Raw genomic sequence first — 23,193 nt, 5'->3', positions numbered from 1 at the left:
AAAAATATTATTTTTTATCATGAAAATGAAATATATATTGCCTGCAGTTGCTAGCAATGCTTTTTTAGTGAGAAGTACAAATTCTTGCTTGACCAGAAAAATTCGTGTATTGTTTAAATCATATCAATACTTACTAAAAGTAAGTAAAAGGAAAGAATAGGTAGAAGATGGTACGAATAAATGACGAATTAATTTTTGGCTTGGATTCGTTTGGCGATGTGCCAGATGATCCAGCAACTAATCAGCCGGTGACTTATGACAAGGCTCTTAAGCAAATTATTAAAGAAGCTAAACTAGCAGATGACTTAGGCATTGACGTAATTGCTTTAGGTGAGCATCACCGACCAGAATATGCGATTTCTAGTCCGGAAGTGATGCTGGCAGCGATTGCTAGTGTCACTAAGAGAATTAAGTTGAGTACTGGAGTAACAGTTTTAAGTTCGGATGATCCGGTACGAGTGTATGAGCGCTTTGCAACCTTGGATAATATTTCTAATGGTCGTGCACAAATAATGCTTGGTCGTGGCTCTTTTACGGAATCGTTCCCGCTGTTTGGCTATGATTTGAATGATTATAACGAATTATTTGAAGAAAAAGTTGCTCTGTTCAATGAATTACGCGAAGGCAAACCAGTAACTTGGGAAAGTGCATACACGCAAAATCTTGATAATGTGGAAGTTTACCCGCAGATTACCGGGCATAAGCTAGATACCTATATCGGTGTTGGCGGTACGCCAAGTTCTGTTATTCGTGCAGCCCGTTATGGTTTTCCAGTTATTATGGCAATTATTGGTGGTGATCCGGCAAGATTTCGCCCATATGTTGAGCTATATAATGCGGCAGCTGAACAATATCACAATCCGCAATACCCACTGGGGATGCATTCACATGGGGTAATTGCAGAAACTGATGAAGAAGCATACGAGATTGGCTGGAAATATCTGCGTCGTTCAATGGATCGTATTGGTAAGGATCGGGGCTGGCCGCCAATGACCAAGGAGCACTTTGATTATGAGGTGAAAAATGGTTCTTATTATATTGGCACGCCGGAACATGTTGCCCACAAGATTGCGGATGAAATGACCCAAGTTGGCGTTAAGCGTTTTGATTTCATCTATGGTGCGGGTGGTCAGACTGCCGCAATGCGGGAAAATATTTTACATTTATATGGACAAAAGGTAGTACCAATGGTTAAGGATTTGCTTAACTCTGGTGTTTATAAATTTAATTAAAATGATAGCCATGCAAGATAAGTCTTGTATGGCTATTTTGGGATTGTTAAAATATATAACTAAAACAGCTATTGATTTTAATAAGGAAGAATTAAAATGAAAGATTTGTATTTAATGCGGCATGGCGAAACGATTTTTAATCAGCGAAAATTAGTTCAGGGTGCAGTCGATTCGCCATTAACTAAGTCTGGTATTCAGGACGCGATTAAAATGGGAGAGTATTTTGAAAAACAAGGATTAAGCTTTGACCATGCCTATACTTCCACTCAAGAGCGCGCCAGTGACACTTTGGAACTAGTAACCAAATTGCCGTATAAAAGATTAAAGGGATTAAAGGAATGGGATTTTGGCTTGTTTGAAGCACAAGCAGAGTATTTATTACCGAAGTTTACTTTTACAGATCCGGCAGAAGCCGATTTCTTTGTTCCTTATGGCGGCGAGTCAACCAAACAGGTTATGGACCGGGTGAATCAGACAATCGGCAAAATTATGGCGCAGCCGGATAATCAACAAGTATTGGTTGTTAGTCATGGTGCAGCAATCTTAATGTTCATGGCTAAGTGGCTGCCGTTTACAGAATTAACTAAAATTAAAGACTTACCAAATTGTTGCGTATTGCATTTTACTTACGATATAGATGCTAACAAGTTTACTTTTGTAAAAATGATTGATCCACATAAAATATAGTTTCATTTTTTAAAACTAAATATTTTGTCCAAAATTATTGCAAACTTTGTGAAAAGGCTTTTTCACTTAAAGATGTTTTGCTATAATTTAAGCAATCAAACAAAAATCAGGAAGTTTTGAGAATAGTGACTGCTTTTGAATGCAGGACCATACTAGATGGTTAAGGTAGCGCCATTTGCTGGTGTTGTACAAGATAGCCGTGATCGCTTTTGAAATTTTGCTTGTTGTTTGAAAGGTAAGGGATTCTGTAAAATTGCAGAGGTCCTTTTTTCTTATAATCAGTTTAATCTGGATTAAATTGATTATATTGAACAAAGTAAGTAGAATCATTATTTTGAATTTATATAACTAAGTTATGGTAATAGAATGCAAAATTATCTTATTGTAATAGATATGCAAACCGATTATATAGGTAAAGAAAAGAAATTTGCTGATCCTAAATTGATTTCTGAAATTAATAAAAGAATTGCCCTATATCCTGCTGATCATGTAATTTATATTGTTAATCGCTTTTTGTGGGAAAGTAGCTATCATGTTAAAAAATTAGCCGAAAATTTAGACGTAGTTTCATCTTTAATTTTTGAGAAGAGGCATAGCTCTTGCTTGACAAATAAGAATTTGCAAACTTTTTTGGAAGATAAGAATGCCTATAACTTAGAATTTGTGGGCGTTGATGGTAATTATTGTGTAAATGCATCAATAATAGCAAGTATAAAAAATGGCTACTCTGTTTCAGTCAAGTTGAATTGTATAGGTGCCAAAAAAGCAAAAAAATTTGAGCGAACAATACAAAAATGGCAAAAGATGAGATGTCAAATAATTTCAGATTAGTTGTTGATAATAGTTTTGGTTGCATTAAAGATTGACAAAGATTGTTCAAGTAGTACAATTATTTTTAACTGAAGATATGTTTTTTAAGTTAGTCATTCAAAGAGAAAACCGAGTGCTGAGAAGGGTTCATGACTGCTTAAAAAATGCTCCTTGAGCGTTAAATAATAATAATTAAGAGGTAACAAACACTGTTGCAATTGAGGTGGTACCGCGTTTAGTAGCGTCCTCAGATTTGTTAACAGTGTTTTTTATTTTATTAAAAAGGAGAATATTAATGAAGAAACTAACAAGTTCTGAATTTAGACAAATGTTCTTAGACTTCTTTAAAGAGCATGGTCACATGGTTTTGCAGAGTCAATCACTGATTCCGCAAGATGATCCAACATTATTGTGGATTAACTCTGGAGTTGCCACAATGAAGAAGTACTTTGATGGTTCAGTTGTGCCCAAGAACCACCGGATCACTAGTTCACAGAAGTCAATTAGAACTAACGATATTGAAAACGTGGGTAAAACCGCTCGTCACCAGACTTTCTTTGAAATGCTGGGTAACTTCTCAGTTGGGGATTACTTTAAGAAGGAAGCAATTCCGTGGGCTTGGGAATTTTTAACTAGTTCTGAATGGCTCGACTTAGATAAGGATAAATTGTACTGCACGGTTTACCCAAAGGATACTGAGGCTCAAGAAATTTGGGAAAAGACTGGTATGCCTAAAGACCATATTGTGAAGTTAGAAGAAAACTTCTGGGATATTGGTGAAGGTCCATGTGGTCCTGACTCCGAAATCTTTTATGACCGTGGTCAAGAGAATAATGATGTCGCAGAAGATGACCCCGAGAACTTCCCGGGTGGTGAAAATGCACGTTACCTTGAAATCTGGAACATTGTGTTCTCACAATATAACCACTTGGCTAATGGTAAGTACGTTGACCAACCGCATAAGAATATTGATACGGGGATGGGACTAGAACGGGTTCTGTCAATCTTGCAGGATGCACCAACTAACTTTGAAACAGACTTATTCTTGCCAATTATCCATGAAACCGAAACGATGACACCAGGTAAGAAGTACGAGATTGATGACGAAAATACGCCAGCATTCAAGATTATTGCTGATCACGTTCGGACGGTTAGTTTTGCCATTGCTGATGGCGCTTTGCCATCAAACACCGGCCGCGGCTATGTTTTACGACGCCTAATCCGGCGTGCCGACCTGAATGGTCAACGCTTGGGGATTAAGGGAGCTTTTCTTTACAAGTTAGTGCCTGTTGTTGGTGAAATCATGCAAAGCCACTATCCAGAAGTGACTGACCAAAAGGACTTCATTGCTAAGGTAATTAAGAATGAAGAAGAAAGATTCCAAGTAACACTTGAATCTGGCTTGACCTTGCTTGATGACTTAATTGCTAAGGCTAAAAATTCAGATGATAAGACAATTTCTGGTAAGGATGCTTTCAAATTATTTGATACTTACGGTTTCCCTTATGAATTAACGTTTGAATCTGCTCAAGATGCGGGCTTGAATGTTGATAAAGAAGGCTTTGACACTGAAATGCAAGCTCAAAAAGACCGGGCCCGCAATGCTCGTGGCGACTTGCAATCAATGGGTGCTCAAGATGTTACTTTAATGAATATTAAGGACAAGTCTGAGTTTGAATACGGTGTTTATGAAGAAAAGCACGCTAAATTAATCGACATTATTGTGAATGACGAATTAGTTGATCAAACTGATAACGAAACTGCTACTTTGATTTTTGATAAGACACCATTTTACGCAGAACGTGGTGGTCAAGTTGCCGATCACGGTAGAATTTACGATCAAGAAGGCGAATTGGTTGCCGAAGTAACCGATGTCCAACATGCGCCGAATGACCAAAACATGCACTTTGTTCAAGTAATCTTGCCACTTGTAAAGGGTCAAGAATATGTCTTGAAGATTGACCGCGACCGTCGTGAAGGCTTACGTCACTCACACTCAGCAACTCACTTGCTTCATGCGGCATTGCGCAGTATTTTGGGCGACCATACTCATCAAGCTGGTAGTTTAGTTGAACCTGATTATTTGCGTTTTGACTTTACAGCCATTGAACCGTTAACTGATAAGGAACTTAAGTCAGTTGAAGAATTGGTTAACCAAAAGATTTGGGAAGCCTTAGACGTTAAGACAACAGTTACTGATGAAGAAACTGGTAAGAAGATGGGTGGTTTAGCCTTATTTGACGGTAAATACGGCGACAAGGTCCGCGTTGTGCAAATGGGTGACTTCTCTAGTGAATTCTGTGGTGGTACCCACTGTGATAACACTAACCAAATCGGAATTTTCAAGATTACTTCTGAATCAGCTGTCGGTGCCGGCGTTAGAAGAATTGAAGCTGTTATGTCTAAGAAGGCTTATGCTTACCTTGCTGATCGGTCAGAATTACTTGATGAAATTCAAGCAGAAGTTAAGTCAACTAAGCCAGAAGATATTATTGATAAAGTTGATAGTCTTGAAAAAGAACTGCACGATAGCCAAAAGCAAGTTGAAGATCTGAACTTGAAGATTAATCAAGCTAAGGCCGGTGAAATCTTTAACGCCGTTGAACAAGCTGGTGATTTGACTGTTATTGCTAAGAAGACTGACGTTAACGGGATGAACGACTTGCGTGAACTTGCTGATACATGGAAGAACGGCAACAAGTCTGACGTTTTGGTCTTAGCAGCAGCTAATGATGGCAAGGCCAACATGATTATTAGCTTAGGTGAAAAAGCCTTGGCTAAGGGTCTGAAGGCTGGTGATTTAATCAAGCAGGCTGCGCCAATCTTTGGCGGTGGCGGCGGTGGTCGTCCAAATATGGCTCAAGCTGGTGGTAAGAAGCCAGAAGGTCTTGATGAAGCGATTAAGACTGTTGTTGAAATAATTGCTAAAAATTAATTGATTGAGTTTGAACGGTTTTTCAAGTAAAATTATGTCAGGAGGAATGAAAATGAGTTCGCTAGATAAAACAATGCATTTTGATTTTAATCAAAATAAAGGCAAGAATGTTTATGATACTCTCCAAGATGTTTATGATGCTCTTGAGGAAAAAGGCTATAATCCAATCAATCAGATTGTCGGTTACTTATTGTCTGGCGATCCAGCATACATTCCACGGCACAATGATGCTCGTAATCTGATTTTGAAGCATGAGCGTGATGAAATAATTGAAGAACTTGTCAAAAGTTATCTTGGAAAAGACAAGTAATGCGATTAATTGGTTTAGATGTCGGGTCCAAGACAGTTGGTGTTGCGGTTAGTGACGAATTAGGAATTACTGCGCAAAAGGTAGAAACAATTCCAATTGATGAAGCTAAGTTTAGTTTTGGGATGCGGCCGCTTAAAAAGATTGTCCGGCAATATGACGCGGATGGTTTTGTTTTAGGCTTGCCCAAAAATATGGATGGCTCATCAGGTAATTCAGTTGCCCGCAGCAAGTCTTATGGAAAAAGATTAGCTGATAAGTTCGGGCTGCCTGTTTATTATTCCGATGAGCGCCTGACAACGATTGAATCACGTCGGGTCTTAGTGGAAGAAGCTGGCATGCATGATCGCCACCAACGTAAAGAAGTAATTGACCAAATGGCTGCTGTCTTGATTTTACAAAATTATTTAGACTTACACCGAAAGGATTAATATGACACAAGAAGTTCACGGTGATGACCGGCAAATTACCCTGGTTGACGACAAGGGTAATGAAGAATTATACGAAGTTTTATTTACATTTCATTCAGATGACTATGATAAGTCCTATATCTTGCTTTATCCAGCTGCAGTAGGTGACGATGAAGAAGTTGAAGTTCAGGCATTTAGTTATGATGCTGATGATGCAGGCGATGTAACCAGCAGCGATTTGCACGAAATTGAATCAGACGATGAATGGAACATGGTTCAAGGGGTGCTCAACACTTTCTTGGATGATGACCGTTTAAGTGGTGAATAAAAAAGAAAGACTGGCTTAGCCAGTCTTTTTTTATTAATAGAGAAAAAATAATCAATGAATAACAAAATATTAAAAACGTTAGAATTTGCCAAAATTACACAAAATTTGGCAGACCAAGCGATTACGGCACCAGCTAAAAAGCGGGCGGCAACTTTAAAGCCAAGTGGTAATTTTGCTCAAGTTAAATTATCTTTGGAGCAGACGTTGGCGCTAGTTAATTTGCTACGTGTTAAGGGTCAACTGCCGTTGACGGACTTTGAAGATGTACGCCCCAGCACTAAGCGTTTGCGAATCAAGGCAAACTTAAATGCTAAGGAGCTGGGTAACTTATTGCTTGTCTTAGTGTTGGCTAATGAGGTTAATAGTTTTTTAGCAGATGTTGATAGCGAGCAATTAAACTTAGAGGCAATTGGAGAATTGGCCTCTAAGTTGGAAGTTCCCGAAATGTTACTGAATGAGTTGAAGCGTGCACTTGATTTTGATGGTGAAATTCTGGATACAGCCTCAAGTAATTTGGCGCGGTTACGTCATGATCTAAAAAGTAACGATGAAGAAATCAAATTGCGAATGGATGCTTACACCAAGGGTGGCAGCAGTAAATATTTGTCAGAACAAATTGTGACCATTCGTGACGACCGGTACGTTATTCCGGTTAAGCAAGAATATCGGGCAAAATTTGGTGGTGTAGTTCACGATCAAAGTGCAAGTGGGCAGACCTTGTTCGTGGAACCAGGCGCGGTTCTTAATTTGAATAATCGCCAACAAAATTTGCTCGCCCAAGAGCGGCAAGAAATTCACCGAATTTTACGGCAATTATCAGATTTGGCACGTGAAGAAGTGACACGGCTTGATGCAATTGCCTCAGCTTTAACTGAACTGGACTTTTTGCAGGCTAAGGCACATTTAGCACGGCTGATGAAAGCAACTGAACCAAAATTAAATCAACATCAAGAATTAAATTTACTGCAAGCGCGGCATCCGTTGATTGCTCCAGAAAAGGTTGTGCCTAATGATATTCGTTTGGGCGGCGAATTTGATACGGTATTAATCACCGGTCCCAACACTGGTGGTAAGACAATTACGTTAAAGACAGCCGGTTTATTACAATTAATGGCTCAAGCTGGACTATTTATTCCAGCAGCTGAGGGTAGTCAAGTCAGCGTCTTCAAAGATATTTGTGCTGACATTGGTGATGAACAGTCAATTGAGCAATCGCTGAGTACTTTTTCATCGCACATTAACGATATTATTCAAATTATGAAGAAGGTTGACGACCAGACTCTTGTGCTAATTGATGAAATTGGCGCGGGAACTGATCCAGAAGAAGGTGCCAGTCTGGCAATCAGTATTTTGGACTTTTTGCGTAAGAAAAAAGCTAAAATCATGGTAACAACGCACTATCCAGAGCTGAAGCTCTATGGCTATAATCGAAAGCGGACAACCAATGCGTCAATGGAATTTGATATTAAGACATTGTCGCCAACATATCGGCTGCAAATTGGCATTCCAGGTCATAGTAATGCCTTTGCAATTGCGCGGCGTTTGGGAATGCGTGAAGATGTTGTTAAGAATGCACAAGAATTAATGTCGGATGAAAATTCAGACATTAACACGATGATTATTCGTTTAGATAAACAAACTAAGGCGGCAACTGATGCACGTAATCATTTAGAGAGCAGTCTTGATCGCAGTGAAAAGTTAGCGGAAAAACTGCAGCAGGCATTAGATTGGTACAATCAACGTGTGCAAAAGCAACTTGAATTTGCCCAAGAACGCGCAAATGAAGTTGTTGCCAAAAAGCGCAAAAAAGCAGATCAAATCATTGCTAAATTAGAAAAGCAACACGGCAACGTTAAACAAAATGAAGTAATTGCCGCCAAAGGCGAATTCAATCAATTGGCTAAACAGGAAGAAAACTTGGCGCATAATAAGGTCTTGCAGCGTGAAAAAAAACGGCATCACGTTGCTGTTGGCGATCGTGTTAAAGTCTTGTCTTATGGGCAAGTTGGTAATGTTACTAAGCGCTTAAGTGATCATCAATATGAAGTCCAGATGGGAATTATTAAAGTCAAAGTTAGCGATCGTGATGTTGAAAAAATTGCTGGTGAAGTGAAAGCTAAACCACAAAAAATGGTGCGGGCAACTAGTGCTAATCGCCGCAGTAATGCCCGCAGTGAACTGGACTTGCGCGGGCAACGTTATGATGAAGCTATGACCAATTTGGATCGTTATATTGATTCTGTTTTATTAGCAGGTCTAGATGTTGTGACAATCATTCATGGTATTGGTACTGGTGCAATTCGCAAAGGTGTTTGGCAATATCTGGCTTCCAGCAGTCATGTCGCTAGTTATAATTATGCTCCGGCAAATGAAGGCGGAAATGGGGCAACAATTGTTCATTTGAAGTAAACTACTTGTAAAAAGTAAGTTAGCTTGCTATACTAAACTCATTAAGAGATAACGTAGGTTTATGCAGTTATGCAGGAGGTATTTTCATGGTTGATGAATTAACAGATGAAAATTTTGAAGAAGAAACTAAAGATGGTGTTGTGTTGGTAGACTTTTGGGCAACTTGGTGTGGTCCATGTAAGATGCAATCGCCAGTTGTTGACCAATTGGCTGAAGAACGTCAAGACGTTAAGTTCACTAAGATGGACGTTGATCAAAATAAAGAAACGCCAAGTGCCTTAGGAATTATGGCGATTCCAACAATGATTATTAAAAAAGACGGCAAAATTGTCGACCGTCTAACTGGTTATACACCCAAGCCAAAGCTTGACCAAATCTTAAGTCAATATACTGACTAATCAGGTTAAACTCAAAAGGACTAGTTGCGCTTTTTAGCTATAACTAGTCCTTTTTGTGTGGATTAATTTTAGGCAAAAAAATGCCGGTATCTTGATGCAAACTGGCATTTTTTAAATTAATCGTTATTGCTGTTTTCTTTTAGTAAATCACGAATTTGCTTGAGATAATCTTCTGCTGTTGGTTGTTTCGGTTTGTTGTCAGGCTTTTTAACTATTTTATTGATTGCTTTAACTAATAAAAAGACAACAAAAGCAATAATTAGAAAGTTGATAATTGTGTTAATAAATGCACCATATTTAAAAGTGGCGCCACCAACTTTGACTACTAGGTTAGATAAATCAATTCGCCCAATAAACAGACCGATTAGGGGGTTAATTAGGTTTTTAACCAGTGAATTAACGATATTGGTAAAGGCACCACCGATAATTACACCGACGGCCAAATCCATTACATTCCCGCGTTTAATAAATTCTTTGAATTCTTGAAGCATTTTGTTCCCTCCTATTTTACTTTAATCATAGTTCAAGTATAGGAAAAAACAAATTAATTGCTTTAAAAATTAGTCAAGGCAAGCAGTTAATGTAACTTTTTTCTTTTTGTCATCAATTGTTAATTCGCATTCAGTTGTCCGACCAGTTTCTTTTTGAATTGCTTCCGCAATAATGCCTGCTTCAAGCGAAAATTCATGACTGCCGCTGTTTAATCTATCGACCACGTTTTGACCTGTTAATTCAAATAAAATCGTCGCGCGTTTTTCTTTGAGTTTAGTTAACGTACCAAATTCGGTAACTGCAAAAAAGTCATTAACATCATCGTATGAAGTTAAGTCATACTTGCGCGCAATTCGCTTACCGACCCAATAAAGAATGGCTTCGTTATCGTCACCTAAAATTTGTGGTAATAAAAAATCACGGTACAGCTGGTTGACAAAATAGACATGTTCGTTTTGTTGATTGTTCATTTGCATACAGTATTCATCCCTTTTATTCTTTTCTATTTTACCGTAAAATTGATAGAAGTAGAAAACTTTTAGGGAGAATTTTAATTATGGATAATCGACCAATTGGTTTGTTAGATTCCGGTGTTGGCGGGCTGACTGTTGTTAAAAAGGTAATGCAAAAGATGCCGCGCGAATCGACGGTTTTTATTGGTGATAATGCGCATATTCCTTATGGCGATAAGTCACGTGAAGAAATCATCAAACTGACTCGGCAAAGTGTTAAGTTTTTATTAAGCAAAAATGTTAAGCTGATTATTTTTGCATGCAATACGGCAACAGCGGCTGCAATGGCTACTATTCAACAAGAAGTTGACCAGCCAATTATTGGGGTTATTCAATCTGGAAGTTTGGCAGCAGCGAAAACTACTAAGAATAAGCATGTGGCTGTTGTCGGCACGCAAGTGACGGCTGCTTCACATGCTTACCAACAAGAAATTAAGTTTCGTGATTCTAAAGTTAAGGTGACAGAATTAGCGGCTCCTAAATTGGTGCCGCTAATTGAACGAGATGCAGATTATGATACCTGTCTTCAAGCAGTGAAAGAAACTCTAGCGCCGATTCAAGAGCAGGAGTTTGACACGTTAATTCTGGGTTGTACCCATTATCCAATTATTCGTGATGAATTTAGACAGGTACTAGATAAACGGGTTCAGATTATCGATCCTGCCGATCAGGTTGCACAATATACTTATAATGTAATGCAACGTGATAATCTGTTTAGTGCTCCAGGTGCACCAATTAGACATGAATATTACACTACTGGTGATGCGGCGATGGTTAATGAACTAGGACGCAATTTTTTAGGCGATCCAGAATTTAATGCGCGCCACATTAGTGAGGAAGAATAATGGTAAAAGAAATTTTGTTTGCGACAACTAACCAGGGCAAAGTTAAGGAATTAAAGGAAGCTTTTGCCCAGGCGGGAATTGAAGCAGAGATTAAAACTAACGCTGACTTAAAAAATCCGCCGATTGTGAATGAATACGGAACAACCTTTGAACAAAATGCCAAACTCAAGGCGCACGAGCTGGCTGAATTTAGTGGGATGATGACGATTGCGGATGATTCCGGCTTGATGGTTGATGCTCTTAATGGCGCTCCTGGCGTGCATTCAGCGCGTTATGCTGGTATTGCTCATGATGATGCCCACAATAATGCTAAGTTGTTGGCAGAACTTGGTGGTGTACCGCCAGAAAAACGAACGGCGAAATTTAATACAACCATTGTTGCTTCAATACCCGGGAAATTTGATCAGGATTTAGTTGTTAGTGGTCAATGTGCTGGGCAGATTTTAGCAGTACCCCGCGGGGAAGATGGCTTTGGTTATGATCCGTTATTTTACGTGCCAGAAAAGGGTAAAACTTTTGCCCAAATGACTTTGGATGAAAAGAATAGCCTGTCTCATCGCGGGCGGGCAATTGAAAAATTACTTGCAGCTTGGTCAGAATGGCTAGCACAAATTAACTAATAAAAAAGGTTAACTCGTATTTGAGTTAACCTTTTTCTATCCTGCTAAAGTGATATTGTTGTCTTGTAAAATCTTGAGGTAAGCTGTTAAGTAAATGTCTTGCACATCTTTTTCTTTGCCTGGCTTTACTTGAAAGTGAATAATATAGTCAACAGTTTTAGCGGTTTGATTAGTTATGCCGATAATCTTGGGTCCTTGCACCAAAGTTTTTTTGGCCAAGACTATCTGACTGTTAGCCTGCTTAATTAATTCGCGCACCTTGGTGAAATCATTTTGCGCGTTTAATTGCAATTTAATATCTAAGCCAATGCCGCCATGAGCGAGATTTTGCACAATTGAAATGTTGCGGTTAGGAATATAAATGATTGAGCCATCGCTGCCTTTGAGGCGAGTCGTTCGTAGACCTAATTGGACAACGGTACCAGTTTGATTATTAATCTGTACAATATCGCCAACGTCAAATTGATCTTCACTCAAAATAAAAAAGCCGTTGACTAGATCACTGACAAAGCCTTGTGCCCCCATCCCTAAAGCTAGAGAGAAAATTCCGGCACTTGCTAGAAGTGTACCAATTGGAATTCCTAAAATGGATAAAACCCCAAATAAGTAAAAGAAAATTACGGTGTAGCTAAAAATACTATTGATTAAGGCGGTTACAGTCCTTGTTCGCTTGTTTTGTGGTCTTTTTCTGTGTGTTAAGTAATGATTAATGATTCTTTTTCCGCAGTAATCAATTATATAAAAAACAGCTGTTGATAAGACTAGTTGCCAGATAATCGTGAGTAAATGTTCGCCAATGTTATCCCAATTTAATTTTAAAAATTTTGGATATATTTTAAGTAAGTTATTCATGGTGCTTGCCTTTCATATATATACATTAACTATAACAAAATATCACATATAGGTTGAGATTAAAGTGTTTACATGCTAGACTTTTTATAGAAGTAAAATTGGAGGTAGAAGATGGAAATTTCCTATGGTGCACTAGCAGGATTAATTGCTGCTGTTGCATTACTAATTTTAGTACTTTTCGCTATTCCGGTGCTAGTTCGTGCTGCAAAGGCTACTAAAGAAGCAGATAAGACAATTCAGATTGCGAATGAGTCAATCGAGCAGGTTGCTAAAGATGTTAATGGTCTACTTGACCAAACAAATGATTTGCTTGATAAGACCAACGTACTGTTGGCTGATGTTAATGTCAAGATGAAGACCTTGGATCCAGTTGTGCAAGCAGCTGCAGATTTAGGTGAAAGTGTCTCGGACGTTAACGCTTCTTCGCGAAAAATGGCTAAACGGTTCAGTAATACACATTTTAAGCGTAATGGAGCTGTTTCTTCTGTGTTGACATCGATGTTTGCACGGCGTAAGCGTCGTAAAGGTGAAGATTAAAGTAAAGGATAAAGGAGTTACTTTTATGAAAAAATTTGCAAGTTTTTTATTTGGTACAGCTGTTGGGTGTGCAGTAGGATTTGTTGCTGGCTCACTATTTGTTAGCGATGATCAAATTGATGATATCAAGACTAAGGTTAAGAATAACGATACTGTTCAAGATTTGAAGAAGAAGTATGACAATGGTACCGAAGTTGTCAAGAACCAATTGGCATCATTCCCTAAGGATGTTGAAGATGATTCTGAATTAAAAGATTTCGATGATATTGTCATTGATGATTCTAATGATGATGTTGCTGAAAATGATAACGCGGAAAAGACAGTTGATGATTTGCATCATGCTGAAAACGACACTGATGTTGCCACCCCAACTTATCCACAAGAATAAATAAGAGCAATAAAAAATGCACCAAACAGAATTTTTTCTGTTTGGTGCATTTTTGTTTAATAATTAATCTTTAAGTGGCAAAACTTTCAATTCTTTACCAGTATGGGTAAATGGCTCAAAGCCGTTTTTAGTAACCACACCGCAGTCTTCAATCCGGACACCAGCAACCCCAGGAATGTAGATTCCTGGCTCAATTGAGAAGCACATGCCTTCTTCAATGATTAAATCGTTGCCTTGAACGATTGATGGATATTCGTGTACGTCCTTACCAATTCCGTGGCCAAGTCGATGGATAAAGTATTCGCCATAACCAGCCTTAGTAATAATATCACGGGCAACACTATCGAGCTCTGAAGCAGTCATTCCGGGACGAACGGCGTCAATTGCAGCTTGTTGAGCTTCACGATCAATTTCGTAAATTTCTCTTTCTTTAGCGCTAGGTTCACCGTAGGCAACAGTTCGACTTGAATCAGAAGCATAGCCGTTGTGCATGGTTCCTAGGTCGAATAAGACTAATTCGTTTGGCTTAATTTTAGTCATTGATGGACCAAGGTGAGGATTAGCAGCATTAACACCAGCCTGCACGATGGTTTCAAAACTTTCATGCATGACGCCCTTTTGCAATTTTAATTGATAGTCAATTTGACCAGCAATATAACGTTCAGTCACGCCAGTTCTGATAGCATCAAAACCAATTTCAAAGGCAAAATCAGCTTCACGACCAGCTGCTTGCAGTTGTTTGATTTCGTCAGGTGTCTTGTACAGACGGATTTTAGCGATGAAGTTAGAAACGTCCCCGCTAAAATCGGCATCTGAAAATTGTTCATGAATTAATTGATAATGGGCAACGGATAAATTATTTTTTTCCAAAGCCCACTTGTGATATTCGTTAGTTCTACTTTTAATTTTGTCAGCAATAATTGCCCACGGATTTTCTGAATCGAGGTAACCATAAACATCACCATTCCAAGCAGAATTTTTAGCTTCTTCAACATTTAGTGCAGGGACAAAAACGAACGGATCCTTGTCTTTAAAGGCTAATAGAGCAAAAATTCGCTCGTGTGGTTCCATCTCATAGCCGGTAAAGTAAGCAATAGTAATTGGATTAGAAATGTAAGCTACATCATTACCAGAACTTTGCAGCCATTCTTGTAATTTGGTTAAATTCATCTTTATGTTCCTTTCAAATTAAATCTTAATCATGAAAAGTATATCATGTTCTAAGTATGAAAAAATGAAAGAATAGTTGTAAACGTTTGCAATATATTGCGATTCGTGGTAAATTCTATCTTAAGGATTTTTAAATGGAGGAATTGAAGGATGCGTAAACAGGATATTACGATTTATGATGTTGCTCGGGAGGCTAAGGTTTCAATGGCCACAGTTTCACGAGTGGTTAATGGCAATACAAATGTGCGTAAGGACACACGCGAACGGGTAATGGAGGTAATTAATCGCCTGCACTACCAACCAAATGCCGTTGCTCAAGGTTTGGCTTCTAAAAGGACAACCACTGTTGGTTTGATTGTGCCAGATTTGACCAACCTTTATTTTGCGGAATTATCAAAGGGTATTGATGATATTGCTCTGCTATATAAATACAATATTATTATTACCAGTATTGAAAATCGTTTAATGCGTGAAGACCAAGCAATTCAAGGCTTGTTAAATAAGCAGGTTGATGGTGTGATTTATATGTCAAACTGCCTGCCAAAAGAAGCAGTTGAAGCCTTTAAGCGGACTGATACGCCAGTAGTTTTGGCTGGAACTAAGGATAATCACAAGGAATTTCCATCAGTTACAATTGATTATCACAAGGCTGATATTGAAGCTTTGAATTTACTCTACAATGATGGTCGGCGTAACTTAGCCTTAGTTGTTGGGGATGCTGATGCCGTCGTAAACGCTGATTGCCGTATTCCAGCTTACAAGGAATTTATGGCAGAGCATAACTTGGGCGAGGGTAAAATCTACACGAATATTAAGGACCATTCTGATGGTTACAACTTGTATTCACGCTTGCGTCAGGATGGTGTTGATGGTGTAGTTGTTACCCGCGACATTACAGCCGTTGGCATTTTGAATTCAGCAATTGATGCTGGTCAAAAAGTGCCTGATGACTTAGAAATTATTACTGCAAGTGCAACCCAAATCGCTTCAGTTGTTCGCCCAGCCTTAACCGCAATTCGCCAGCCATTGTATGATATGGGGGCTGTTGCCATGAGAATGTTAACTAAGTTGATGAACAATGAAGAAGTAGTAGATACGCAAATTGAGTTACCATACGAATTACTTAAGAAGCAAAGTACGAGCAACCAATAAGTTTAAAGAAAAAACGATTCACGTGGTAGTGAATCGTTTTTTTGTATGCTATTTAATTATTTGTATTGTAGCCTTAATTAATTCTGGCGTGGTTTTAGTTGCCGGTGCCGTGTGCGGCAGATAAGCCGTCAGGGCCAGATTATTGTAGCGGCTAATCCGCGGTAATTGCCGGTAGCTCTGCCAGCTTTCTTTATCAAAAAAGCCATAAAAGAGAATATCTTGTGCCTTAACCCAGCCTAACTTGGTGTAAAGCCACATACTCTTGGGACTGCCATTAAAGTTAGCAATTTTAAAAAGCGTATTAGCTGGCAGGTTTTGTTTAGTCTTGGATTGGTTATCAGGAAAACGATAGATTGGCACCTGTTTTTGTGGTTTAGCAATAATTTGCTTGTCTTGGTATGGTGCAATATCACGTTCAGTTAGGTCAAGATTGACAAATTCAGCTGAGATAAACGTCTGATTGGCAACTTGATAGTAAAGTTGATTGTGAGCGCGCACGCCATACATGACGTTGAGCCGTTGCCCAGGATAAATATATTTATGCTGCTTGATGCGAACATAGGGGTTCATCATAATTGGCGTTTTGCTTTTGCCAAAATAAATGCCGCTGCGATGAATATCGTACTTGCTGGTGCCTTCTTTGGCTAACTTATATTTAAAACCAGTGGCGGGGTAATTGGTGACGACACCGTCAACATTTTTGTTAATCAGCCAGTGCCATAATTCTGGTGATTCGTCCATTTCCGCCCAAACATAGACCTGCTTATCAAGGATATGCAGCCAGTGAATGAGCCATGGATGGTCTTGAATAACGTCAGATGAAACATTGACCGCGTTAACTTGCGGCAGATTACTAAAGTTAATGCGCTTCAAGCTGCCGACAAGCAAGATTAAGTAGGCATTAGGCATTAACGCCCGCAAGTGAAACAGGCTGGCTGCCGAAAATGAATGGATCATGACCCGACTTTCCATGTGATATTTTTTAATTGTCTGCGCAATTTCGTCTTCTAACTGGTAAGACGGGTCAATTGAGTGATCAACCTTGGTTTCCAAAATGAATTTTGCGCTTGGACGTTTTTGATAATGACTAAAGAGCTGGTCCAAACTGAGCACATGTTCGCCATTATCATATGTTAATTGACTAAGTGTTTGCCAAGTATTTTGTGATACAATTGCATGTGTATGAGTAACTCGAAATAAATCATCATCATGTGAGACAACCAGAACGCCGTCGGAAGACAGGTGCAGGTCGAGTTCAACGTAATCGGCACCAGAGTTGAAGGCCGAGTCGTCACTCTGAATAGTTTCTTCAGGGTATTTGCTCGGGTCGCCTCGGTGACCGACAACGGTAAAACCGCTGGTCGTGACAAAGATTAAGCTAAAAAAAAGAGCCAAAAGTAGCTGGCTAGAACGTTTCATGTGTACACCTCTATCGCTTAATACAATAGCATGGTTGCACATTTTTTGCTATATAGCAAAAGTTTTTATTTCATGTAGGTAGGGTTAATGGAGCAACAAAACGAAGAATTAGATTTAATTGAAGAAATTACTAGAAATGATGGCAGTAAGTATTTTGAGATTTCAAATATTGATCAAAATGGCATTGCCGAATTAGCTGTCGATCATGGCATGATTAAAAATGTCCGGATTTTGCAATTAAACATTCCCAGAACTAAAGCACTAATTACTTACGAAGACTATATTAATAAAAATTATCATCTAGAAACTCTGACTAACGAAGACGATTGGAAAAATCCAAGTTGGGTTGAATGGGAAAAACCAAAGGGCAAGGTTTTGGATGCCTATCAGATGATTTTGAAATCCAACCAGATTGGATAGAAGAGCAGCATAATGGAAACACTTCGCATTTTACATACCAATGATTTACACTCACATTTTGAACATTTTCCTAAAATTGGTCGTTATTTAAAAAACGCCCAGCAGGATCAATCGGTCGATCAAGTCTTGACCTTTGATGCCGGTGATTTTATGGATCGCTCGCAGCCGTTAACGGATGCGACGTATGGGCAGGCTAATATTGATTTGATGAACTTGTTTAATTACGATGCCATTACGATCGGCAATAATGAGGGAATTTCTAATTCTCACGCGGTTGTTGAGCGGCTGTTTGACCGGGCAAAATTCCCGGTGATTTTGGCTAATTTACGTGAAGAAGATGAGTCCATGCCGCACTGGTGCGAGCAAAGTCAGATCTTGACCACCAAGAAGGGGACAAGAATTGCTCTGATTGGCTTGACGGCGGCTTATCCGTTATCTTATGAACCCAATCATTGGCACGTCAAGATGCTGAAAGAAACAATGGACGAGGTTTTGCCAACAATTGCGGGCAAGTATGATGTCTTAATCTTGTTAACTCATGTTGGTCTAAACATGGATCGTTTTTTAGCGGAGAATTATCCGCAGATTGACCTAATTATTGGTGGTCATAGTCATGATTTATTAAAGCATGGTGAAAAAGTCAACGGTGTTTGGCTGACGCAGACAGGTAAATGGGGCAATTATGTTGGCAATATTCACATGGAACTTGACGATCAGCATCATGTTCAAAAAATCGTGCCTCATGTTGAAGCAACAAGCTTAATGAAGGCAAAGCCAAACGACGAGGAAGTAATTGAAGGTTATCACAAGCGTGGGCAAGATATTTTGATGCAGGAACAAGTAGCAGATTTACCAGAAAAATTTGCTAATAGCCGTGAAGCCGCAATTCAAATATCGCTTGATGCCATTGCGGATTTTGCCGGGACAGATCTAGCAATGCTTAGTTCGGGTTTGTTTTTAGATCCCTTCAAAAAGGGTATTTTAACCAAATATGACTTGCAAAAGAGCTTGCCCCATTCAATGCATGTTGTGCGTTCAACTCTAAAGGGTAGTGATTTGTGGCGGCTAGTCATGGAAATTGAAAAAAACCGGCACTTTCTTGACCACTTCCCGTTGCAGGGGATGAGCTTTCGGGGGAAGATTTTTGGGCAAATGTACTATAAGGGAATTAAGTTTGACCCAATTAGCCGTGTTGTTTATGTTAATGGTCAGCAAATTGATCCGCTTAAAGAATATGAAATCGCGGTGCTCGACCATTATGTTTTAGTACCATTTTTCCCAACATTAGCCATTGTTGGGGATAACAAGTTCCTATTTCCGCAATTTTTGCGAGAAGTGGTGGGCAATTATTTAGCTGAAAAATATCCGATTGACGGGAAGTGAAATAAATGACGGATAAGATTGTAGCAGATAATCCAAAAAAGACGCAGCGTGATAATAAGTTTACTAAGGACCAGCCGTTACGGCACCCATTAGCTGTTGTTGGTCAGGATGGCGATCAAGTTAAGATTAACCAGCAGCTGTATCAGGTAATCGTTAATAAGCGTGAGGCTTTGGATATAGAAGTTTTGCGGCAGAAGTATGATCCATACCTTGACCAATATGACTTTTTGGTCGGGGATGTTTCCAGTGAACATTTGCGGCTAAAGGGTTTTTATAAGGATAATATGCGTACGGCGATTGACCGTAAGGAGCAGACGATTGCGGATTATTTAATCGAATACTGCAATCCGGGGACAGGTTATTTTATTTTGCAGCTGATCAGTCCCGTTCATCATTATCATTCCAGTAATCAAAAAACTTGGAATGGCAATCATCGCCAGTCGGGTCACCGCCGAGTTAGTGCTCATTCGAAAAAGAATATGGCGTTTAAACGCCGGCGCGTGCATAAGACTACTTTTAAGAAAAAAGAAGCAGTGGCGGTTAAAAAAGAACGTAGCAATCATCATTCTTTTGTCATTAAAAAAAGAAAGGGCAGCAATTAAGTGAAGGATTATCGATTATTTTTGATTGATCTTGACGGTACGATTTATCGCGGTAAAGAAACAATTGCTGCTGGCGTAAATTTTGTTCACCGGCTAGAAAAAGCTGGCAAGGACTTTTTGTTCTTGACCAATAACACGACAAGAACGCCGCAGATGGTCGTAGATAAATTGGCAGGTCACGGGATCAAGACAGACATTAATCACGTTTATACGCCCTGTATGGCGACTGTCAGCTACCTTAAAAAGGAGAGCCCGCAACTCTCACCGCTTAAATTCTATTTGATTGGTGAAATGGGTCTGTGGCATGAATTTTTGCAGCAAACAGATTTTGAATTGGATCCGTATCACCCGGACTATGTAGTTGTGGGGATGGACCGTGATTTAACTTACCGTAAAGTTCAGGTTGCTGCTGATGCGATCAGAAGTGGCGCGACTTTTATCGGGACTAATGGGGATGTTAACTTGCCCAGCAATGAAGGATTACTGCCAGGCAATGGCTCGCAGTGTGCCATGATTGCCGTTTCTAGCGGTCAAAAGCCATTGTATATCGGTAAACCGTCACCAATTATTGTGAATATGGCGCTAGCAAAAATGCACTGCATTAAGGAGCAAGCAATTTTAGTTGGTGATAATTACGATACTGATATTAAGGCTGGCTTTAATAGTCAAGTTGACCAGTTGTTAGTGACCACTGGGATTACGCATCTAGACGATATTAAAGATAAGCGGCAGCCAACATACGTGGTTGCCAGTTTGGATCAATTTGAATTATGAAAAAGCAAAATAATATTTTTACGATTATTTATCATTTTATCTTTGCGATTACGAGCAGCGTGGTTGGTGCAATTGTTGCCAGTTGGCCGCTACTGCTGGTTTTTGTTGTTGTCCAAAAGACAAATAAGACAGTGAATTTGACGCTTGGGCAGGTAATGCACAATTATAATCAGCTGATGTGGTATTTGATTTGGCCCTTTAAGCATGTGTTGCACATGCGCGATTTGCCAACCTCGCCAATGGCCGCTCAGCATTTTGCGGCGGTAAAAAAACTCTTCATTTTAGCAATTGTGGCCTTTTTGTGCTGCTTGGTAATTTATCTTTGGAGTAGAAGACAAAAGGGTAACGTGCTAAAGCTAAATAAAGTTTGGGCGTTGCTGTTTTTACTATTGCCAATTGCAATTTTGCCGTTCGCGGTAACCAATTTCGATAGTTTCTTTGTGGTCTTTCATCATTTGCTGTTTGCTGGGAGCAATACTTGGCTGTTTGATCCGGCCACTGATCCGGTTATTAATGTCCTGACTGAAGGATTTTTTGCCGCATGTTTTGCTGTCGGCGGAATTATTTATGAGCTATATTTTGCTGCAAAATTATTACAGCGCTAAAAAAGGAGTTCCTTTAATGGAACTCCTTTTTACGTGTGATGCGCTTTTTTAACGCGACAATTAAAATTGGAATAACAGAAATCAAGATAATTGCCAATATTAAAATTGAAAAGTGGCCTTTAACAAACGGAATATTGCCAAAGAAAAAGCCAATGATGGTAAACAAGCCGCACCAGAGAATGCCCCCGAAGATGTTGTATGCTGCAAATTTACCATAATGCATTTTGCTGCCGCCGGAAATGAAAGGAACAAAGGTTCTAATAAATGGAATGAAGCGACCAATTACGATTGTGATTGGACCATGTCGTTCAAAAAACTTTTCGGCTGCCAAGCGATTTTTCTGATTAATTAACTTATTGAACCAAGCGTACTTGCTACCGGCATTAACAGAGCGAGCACCAAGTTCATAATTACAGGCATCACCGAGGATCGCCGCTAGTAAGACTGTTAAATAAACTAGCCAAATGTTAAGTTGATACTTAGGATTGACAGCCATTGAGCTGGCAGCAAAAATAAGCGAGTCACCAGGTAGAAACGGAAAGATGACCAGCCCGGTTTCAATAAAAATAATGGCAAATAGGATAAGGTAGGTCCAACCGCCAAACTGGTTGACGATTGCGATTAGGTGGTGATCAATGTGTAAAATAAAGTTGATTAACGCCATAAAGCCTCCTAAATACTGGTTGAATGGATGGTTAAAGTTTTCTCAGGGAAAAGTGACCGCATAATTGAGGTAATTGCAATTTGCGCTTCACCAAAGCCAAGTCCGATAACGGGAACACGCCCAGAATATGTTGCAGCGTCGCCGACAGCATAGATACCGGGCACGTTAGTTTTCATTTCTTGACCGACCTTGATTTGACCGCCGCTAGTAGCAACGCCCCATTGTTTAACAAAATTATTGTTGGCACGAAAACCATAGGCAACGACGATTTCATCAAACGTTCGCTCAATAATGTCTGTTTGCCCTATTTCTTTTAGACCAATTGTAAGCTGATTATCAACTAAAGAACTGGTTTTAGGAAGGTAAGGGGTCAGAATCTCAACATTTTTCAAATTTTTAAGCTGCTGAATACTAGATTCTAAACCGCGGAATTCATTTCGCCGGTGAACAAGCTTGACTTGCGTGTTAGGCTGCTGGGCTAATTCAAGTGCCCAATCAAGCGCGGAATCGCCACCACCAAAGACGCCGACAACTTTGTTAGCAAATTTTTCTGGTTCTCTTATATAGTAGTGAATATGTTTTTCACTTTCGTTGTCAACTTTAAGCGGAAACTTTTTAGGCGTAAACGAACCGGTACCGCTGGCAACAATGATACTTTTAACGGCAAATTCGTTGTCAATAATGAAGTAATCATCATCTTTAGTAATTTCGCTAACGCGGTGGTTCAACATAAAAGTTGCTTTTTCTTGGGTTTCTTCTGCTAAGCGTTCAACTAATTCTTTACCTGTAATTGCATTAAAAACAGGAATGTCAAAAATTTTTTTAAACGGATAAAGCAGTTTAGGTTGCCCGCCAGCCTCCTTTAGTGAATCAAAAATTATCGTTTTTAGTCCATGCAAATGAGCAAAATTCGCGCTAAAGAGACCAATTGGACCTGCCCCCACGATTGCTATGTCAAATTTTTTTATTTTAAAAACTCCCCTCTAAACGTTGATATAACAACTTTAACATGAAACTAAAAGTAAGTCATTTTAATAATTTTAAAAAAAAGCTTGCAAAAGAGGAGACAAGTTGGTAATATTAATAACTGTCGTCGGGCAAGAGAGCGAAAGGCTTGAGAGCAAGGCGGCGAAAGAAACTAAGCAAAAGAGCTTGACAAGAGCAGGAAGGTTTAGTAAGATAATAAACGCTGCTGAGGGAGTTGAAAACTTCTTCAGGAGCGGGGCAGAAAAAAGTTCTTGA

The 23,193-nt window shown here is 39.3% G+C and carries 27 protein-coding genes; 19 read left to right on the top strand and 8 right to left on the bottom strand.

Going from position 1 to position 23,193, the window contains the following annotated elements; all coding sequences use genetic code 11:
- Positions 1–167 precede the first annotated feature (167 nt).
- The 9 genes from PT281_RS06840 (at position 168) to trxA (ending at position 9,516) form a co-directional block, all read left to right on the top strand.
- Positions 168–1,232: an LLM class flavin-dependent oxidoreductase gene (locus tag PT281_RS06840; RefSeq protein WP_277153200.1), complete on the top strand. Its 1,065-nt coding sequence runs from the start codon at positions 168–170 to the stop codon at positions 1,230–1,232.
- A gap of 96 nt (positions 1,233–1,328) precedes the next feature.
- Entirely contained in the window at positions 1,329–1,919 is a 591-nt protein-coding gene (locus PT281_RS06835) for a histidine phosphatase family protein (protein ID WP_277153198.1), read from the top strand.
- Between the two features lie 366 nt (positions 1,920–2,285).
- Positions 2,286–2,750 carry an isochorismatase family protein gene (locus PT281_RS06830; protein WP_277153196.1) on the top strand — a complete coding sequence of 155 codons (465 nt, stop codon included), beginning with the start codon at positions 2,286–2,288 and terminating at the stop codon, positions 2,748–2,750.
- Positions 2,751–3,024: 274 nt separating this feature from the next.
- Positions 3,025–5,664, top strand: coding sequence for an alanine--tRNA ligase (gene alaS, locus PT281_RS06825; RefSeq protein ID WP_277153194.1), 2,640 nt, complete (start codon positions 3,025–3,027; stop codon positions 5,662–5,664).
- A gap of 52 nt (positions 5,665–5,716) precedes the next feature.
- Positions 5,717–5,974: an IreB family regulatory phosphoprotein gene (locus PT281_RS06820; RefSeq protein WP_212781015.1), complete on the top strand. Its 258-nt coding sequence runs from the start codon at positions 5,717–5,719 to the stop codon at positions 5,972–5,974.
- Entirely contained in the window at positions 5,974–6,402 is a 429-nt protein-coding gene (gene ruvX, locus PT281_RS06815) for a Holliday junction resolvase RuvX (RefSeq protein WP_277153192.1), read from the top strand. The genes PT281_RS06820 and ruvX overlap by 1 nt, the downstream gene beginning before the upstream one ends.
- 1 nt (position 6,403) lies before the next feature.
- Complete coding sequence (locus tag PT281_RS06810) at positions 6,404–6,709, top strand: DUF1292 domain-containing protein (RefSeq protein ID WP_277134296.1); 306 nt, start codon at positions 6,404–6,406, stop codon at positions 6,707–6,709.
- Between the two features lie 54 nt (positions 6,710–6,763).
- The gene (locus PT281_RS06805; protein WP_277153190.1) at positions 6,764–9,118 is read left to right on the top strand and encodes an endonuclease MutS2; all 2,355 of its coding nucleotides are present in this window, start codon (positions 6,764–6,766) and stop codon (positions 9,116–9,118) included.
- Between the two features lie 86 nt (positions 9,119–9,204).
- Complete coding sequence (gene trxA / locus PT281_RS06800; protein ID WP_277153188.1) at positions 9,205–9,516, top strand: thioredoxin; 312 nt, start codon at positions 9,205–9,207, stop codon at positions 9,514–9,516.
- A gap of 116 nt (positions 9,517–9,632) precedes the next feature.
- Here trxA and mscL read toward each other — a convergent pair whose 3' ends face one another.
- Both mscL and PT281_RS06790 read right to left on the bottom strand, forming a co-directional pair.
- Positions 9,633–10,007, bottom strand: a complete 375-nt coding sequence (gene mscL / locus PT281_RS06795; RefSeq protein WP_277153186.1) for a large-conductance mechanosensitive channel protein MscL — start codon at positions 10,005–10,007, stop codon at positions 9,633–9,635.
- A gap of 69 nt (positions 10,008–10,076) precedes the next feature.
- Positions 10,077–10,484, bottom strand: coding sequence for a YslB family protein (locus PT281_RS06790; RefSeq protein ID WP_277153184.1), 408 nt, complete (start codon positions 10,482–10,484; stop codon positions 10,077–10,079).
- Positions 10,485–10,564: 80 nt separating this feature from the next.
- Between PT281_RS06790 and murI the strand changes: the two genes are divergently transcribed.
- Both murI and PT281_RS06780 read left to right on the top strand, forming a co-directional pair.
- On the top strand, positions 10,565–11,365 hold the full coding sequence (murI, locus tag PT281_RS06785; protein WP_277153182.1) for a glutamate racemase: 801 nt from the start codon (positions 10,565–10,567) through the stop codon (positions 11,363–11,365).
- On the top strand, positions 11,365–11,985 hold the full coding sequence (locus tag PT281_RS06780) for an XTP/dITP diphosphatase (RefSeq protein WP_277153180.1): 621 nt from the start codon (positions 11,365–11,367) through the stop codon (positions 11,983–11,985). Before murI ends, PT281_RS06780 begins: the two co-directional genes overlap by 1 nt.
- A gap of 36 nt (positions 11,986–12,021) precedes the next feature.
- Here PT281_RS06780 and PT281_RS06775 read toward each other — a convergent pair whose 3' ends face one another.
- Positions 12,022–12,837 (bottom strand): mechanosensitive ion channel family protein, encoded by an 816-nt coding sequence (locus PT281_RS06775; protein ID WP_277153178.1) that lies wholly within the window; start codon positions 12,835–12,837, stop codon positions 12,022–12,024.
- Positions 12,838–12,948: 111 nt separating this feature from the next.
- Here PT281_RS06775 and PT281_RS06770 point away from each other — a divergent pair, with 111 nt between their 5' ends.
- Positions 12,949–13,374, top strand: a complete 426-nt coding sequence (locus tag PT281_RS06770) for a DUF948 domain-containing protein (RefSeq protein ID WP_277153176.1) — start codon at positions 12,949–12,951, stop codon at positions 13,372–13,374.
- A 25-nt stretch (positions 13,375–13,399) separates the two neighbouring features.
- Positions 13,400–13,762: a DUF1269 domain-containing family protein gene (locus PT281_RS06765; protein WP_277153175.1), complete on the top strand. Its 363-nt coding sequence runs from the start codon at positions 13,400–13,402 to the stop codon at positions 13,760–13,762.
- A 63-nt stretch (positions 13,763–13,825) separates the two neighbouring features.
- Here the strand turns inward: PT281_RS06765 and PT281_RS06760 are convergent, their stop codons facing one another.
- Positions 13,826–14,932: a Xaa-Pro peptidase family protein gene (locus PT281_RS06760; protein ID WP_277153173.1), complete on the bottom strand. Its 1,107-nt coding sequence runs from the start codon at positions 14,930–14,932 to the stop codon at positions 13,826–13,828.
- Between the two features lie 150 nt (positions 14,933–15,082).
- On the opposite strand from PT281_RS06760, the gene PT281_RS06755 reads away from it, so the two are divergent.
- The gene (locus PT281_RS06755; RefSeq protein ID WP_277153171.1) at positions 15,083–16,084 is read left to right on the top strand and encodes a substrate-binding domain-containing protein; all 1,002 of its coding nucleotides are present in this window, start codon (positions 15,083–15,085) and stop codon (positions 16,082–16,084) included.
- Between the two features lie 48 nt (positions 16,085–16,132).
- On the opposite strand, the gene PT281_RS06750 is transcribed toward PT281_RS06755, so the two are convergent.
- Positions 16,133–17,503 carry a glycerophosphodiester phosphodiesterase gene (locus PT281_RS06750; protein ID WP_277153169.1) on the bottom strand — a complete coding sequence of 457 codons (1,371 nt, stop codon included), beginning with the start codon at positions 17,501–17,503 and terminating at the stop codon, positions 16,133–16,135.
- An 87-nt stretch (positions 17,504–17,590) separates the two neighbouring features.
- On the opposite strand from PT281_RS06750, the gene PT281_RS06745 reads away from it, so the two are divergent.
- Genes PT281_RS06745 through PT281_RS06725 form a run of 5 tightly spaced genes read left to right on the top strand, consistent with a single transcriptional unit; the run spans position 17,591 to position 21,287 of the window.
- Positions 17,591–17,923 (top strand): hypothetical protein, encoded by a 333-nt coding sequence (locus PT281_RS06745; RefSeq protein ID WP_277153167.1) that lies wholly within the window; start codon positions 17,591–17,593, stop codon positions 17,921–17,923.
- A gap of 12 nt (positions 17,924–17,935) precedes the next feature.
- On the top strand, positions 17,936–19,306 hold the full coding sequence (locus tag PT281_RS06740) for a bifunctional UDP-sugar hydrolase/5'-nucleotidase (protein WP_277153165.1): 1,371 nt from the start codon (positions 17,936–17,938) through the stop codon (positions 19,304–19,306).
- A 5-nt stretch (positions 19,307–19,311) separates the two neighbouring features.
- Complete coding sequence (locus tag PT281_RS06735) at positions 19,312–19,908, top strand: YutD family protein (protein WP_277153163.1); 597 nt, start codon at positions 19,312–19,314, stop codon at positions 19,906–19,908.
- Positions 19,909–20,682, top strand: a complete 774-nt coding sequence (locus tag PT281_RS06730; protein ID WP_277153161.1) for a TIGR01457 family HAD-type hydrolase — start codon at positions 19,909–19,911, stop codon at positions 20,680–20,682.
- Positions 20,679–21,287, top strand: a complete 609-nt coding sequence (locus PT281_RS06725; RefSeq protein ID WP_277153160.1) for a TIGR01906 family membrane protein — start codon at positions 20,679–20,681, stop codon at positions 21,285–21,287. Before PT281_RS06730 ends, PT281_RS06725 begins: the two co-directional genes overlap by 4 nt.
- A gap of 13 nt (positions 21,288–21,300) precedes the next feature.
- Here PT281_RS06725 and PT281_RS06720 read toward each other — a convergent pair whose 3' ends face one another.
- The 3 genes from PT281_RS06720 to PT281_RS06710 form a co-directional block, all read right to left on the bottom strand.
- The gene (locus PT281_RS06720) at positions 21,301–21,951 is read right to left on the bottom strand and encodes a VTT domain-containing protein (RefSeq protein ID WP_277153158.1); all 651 of its coding nucleotides are present in this window, start codon (positions 21,949–21,951) and stop codon (positions 21,301–21,303) included.
- A gap of 8 nt (positions 21,952–21,959) precedes the next feature.
- The gene (locus tag PT281_RS06715; RefSeq protein ID WP_277153156.1) at positions 21,960–22,895 is read right to left on the bottom strand and encodes an NAD(P)/FAD-dependent oxidoreductase; all 936 of its coding nucleotides are present in this window, start codon (positions 22,893–22,895) and stop codon (positions 21,960–21,962) included.
- A 96-nt stretch (positions 22,896–22,991) separates the two neighbouring features.
- On the bottom strand, positions 22,992–23,193 hold a 202-nt coding region (locus PT281_RS06710), incomplete at its 5' end, for a hypothetical protein (RefSeq protein WP_277153155.1).

This window comes from Lactobacillus sp. ESL0701 (assembly GCF_029433445.1).
Lineage (GTDB): Bacteria > Bacillota > Bacilli > Lactobacillales > Lactobacillaceae > Lactobacillus.
The sequence above is the reverse complement of the archived record's forward strand: the minus strand, read 5'-3'. Positions and strand labels throughout refer to the sequence as shown.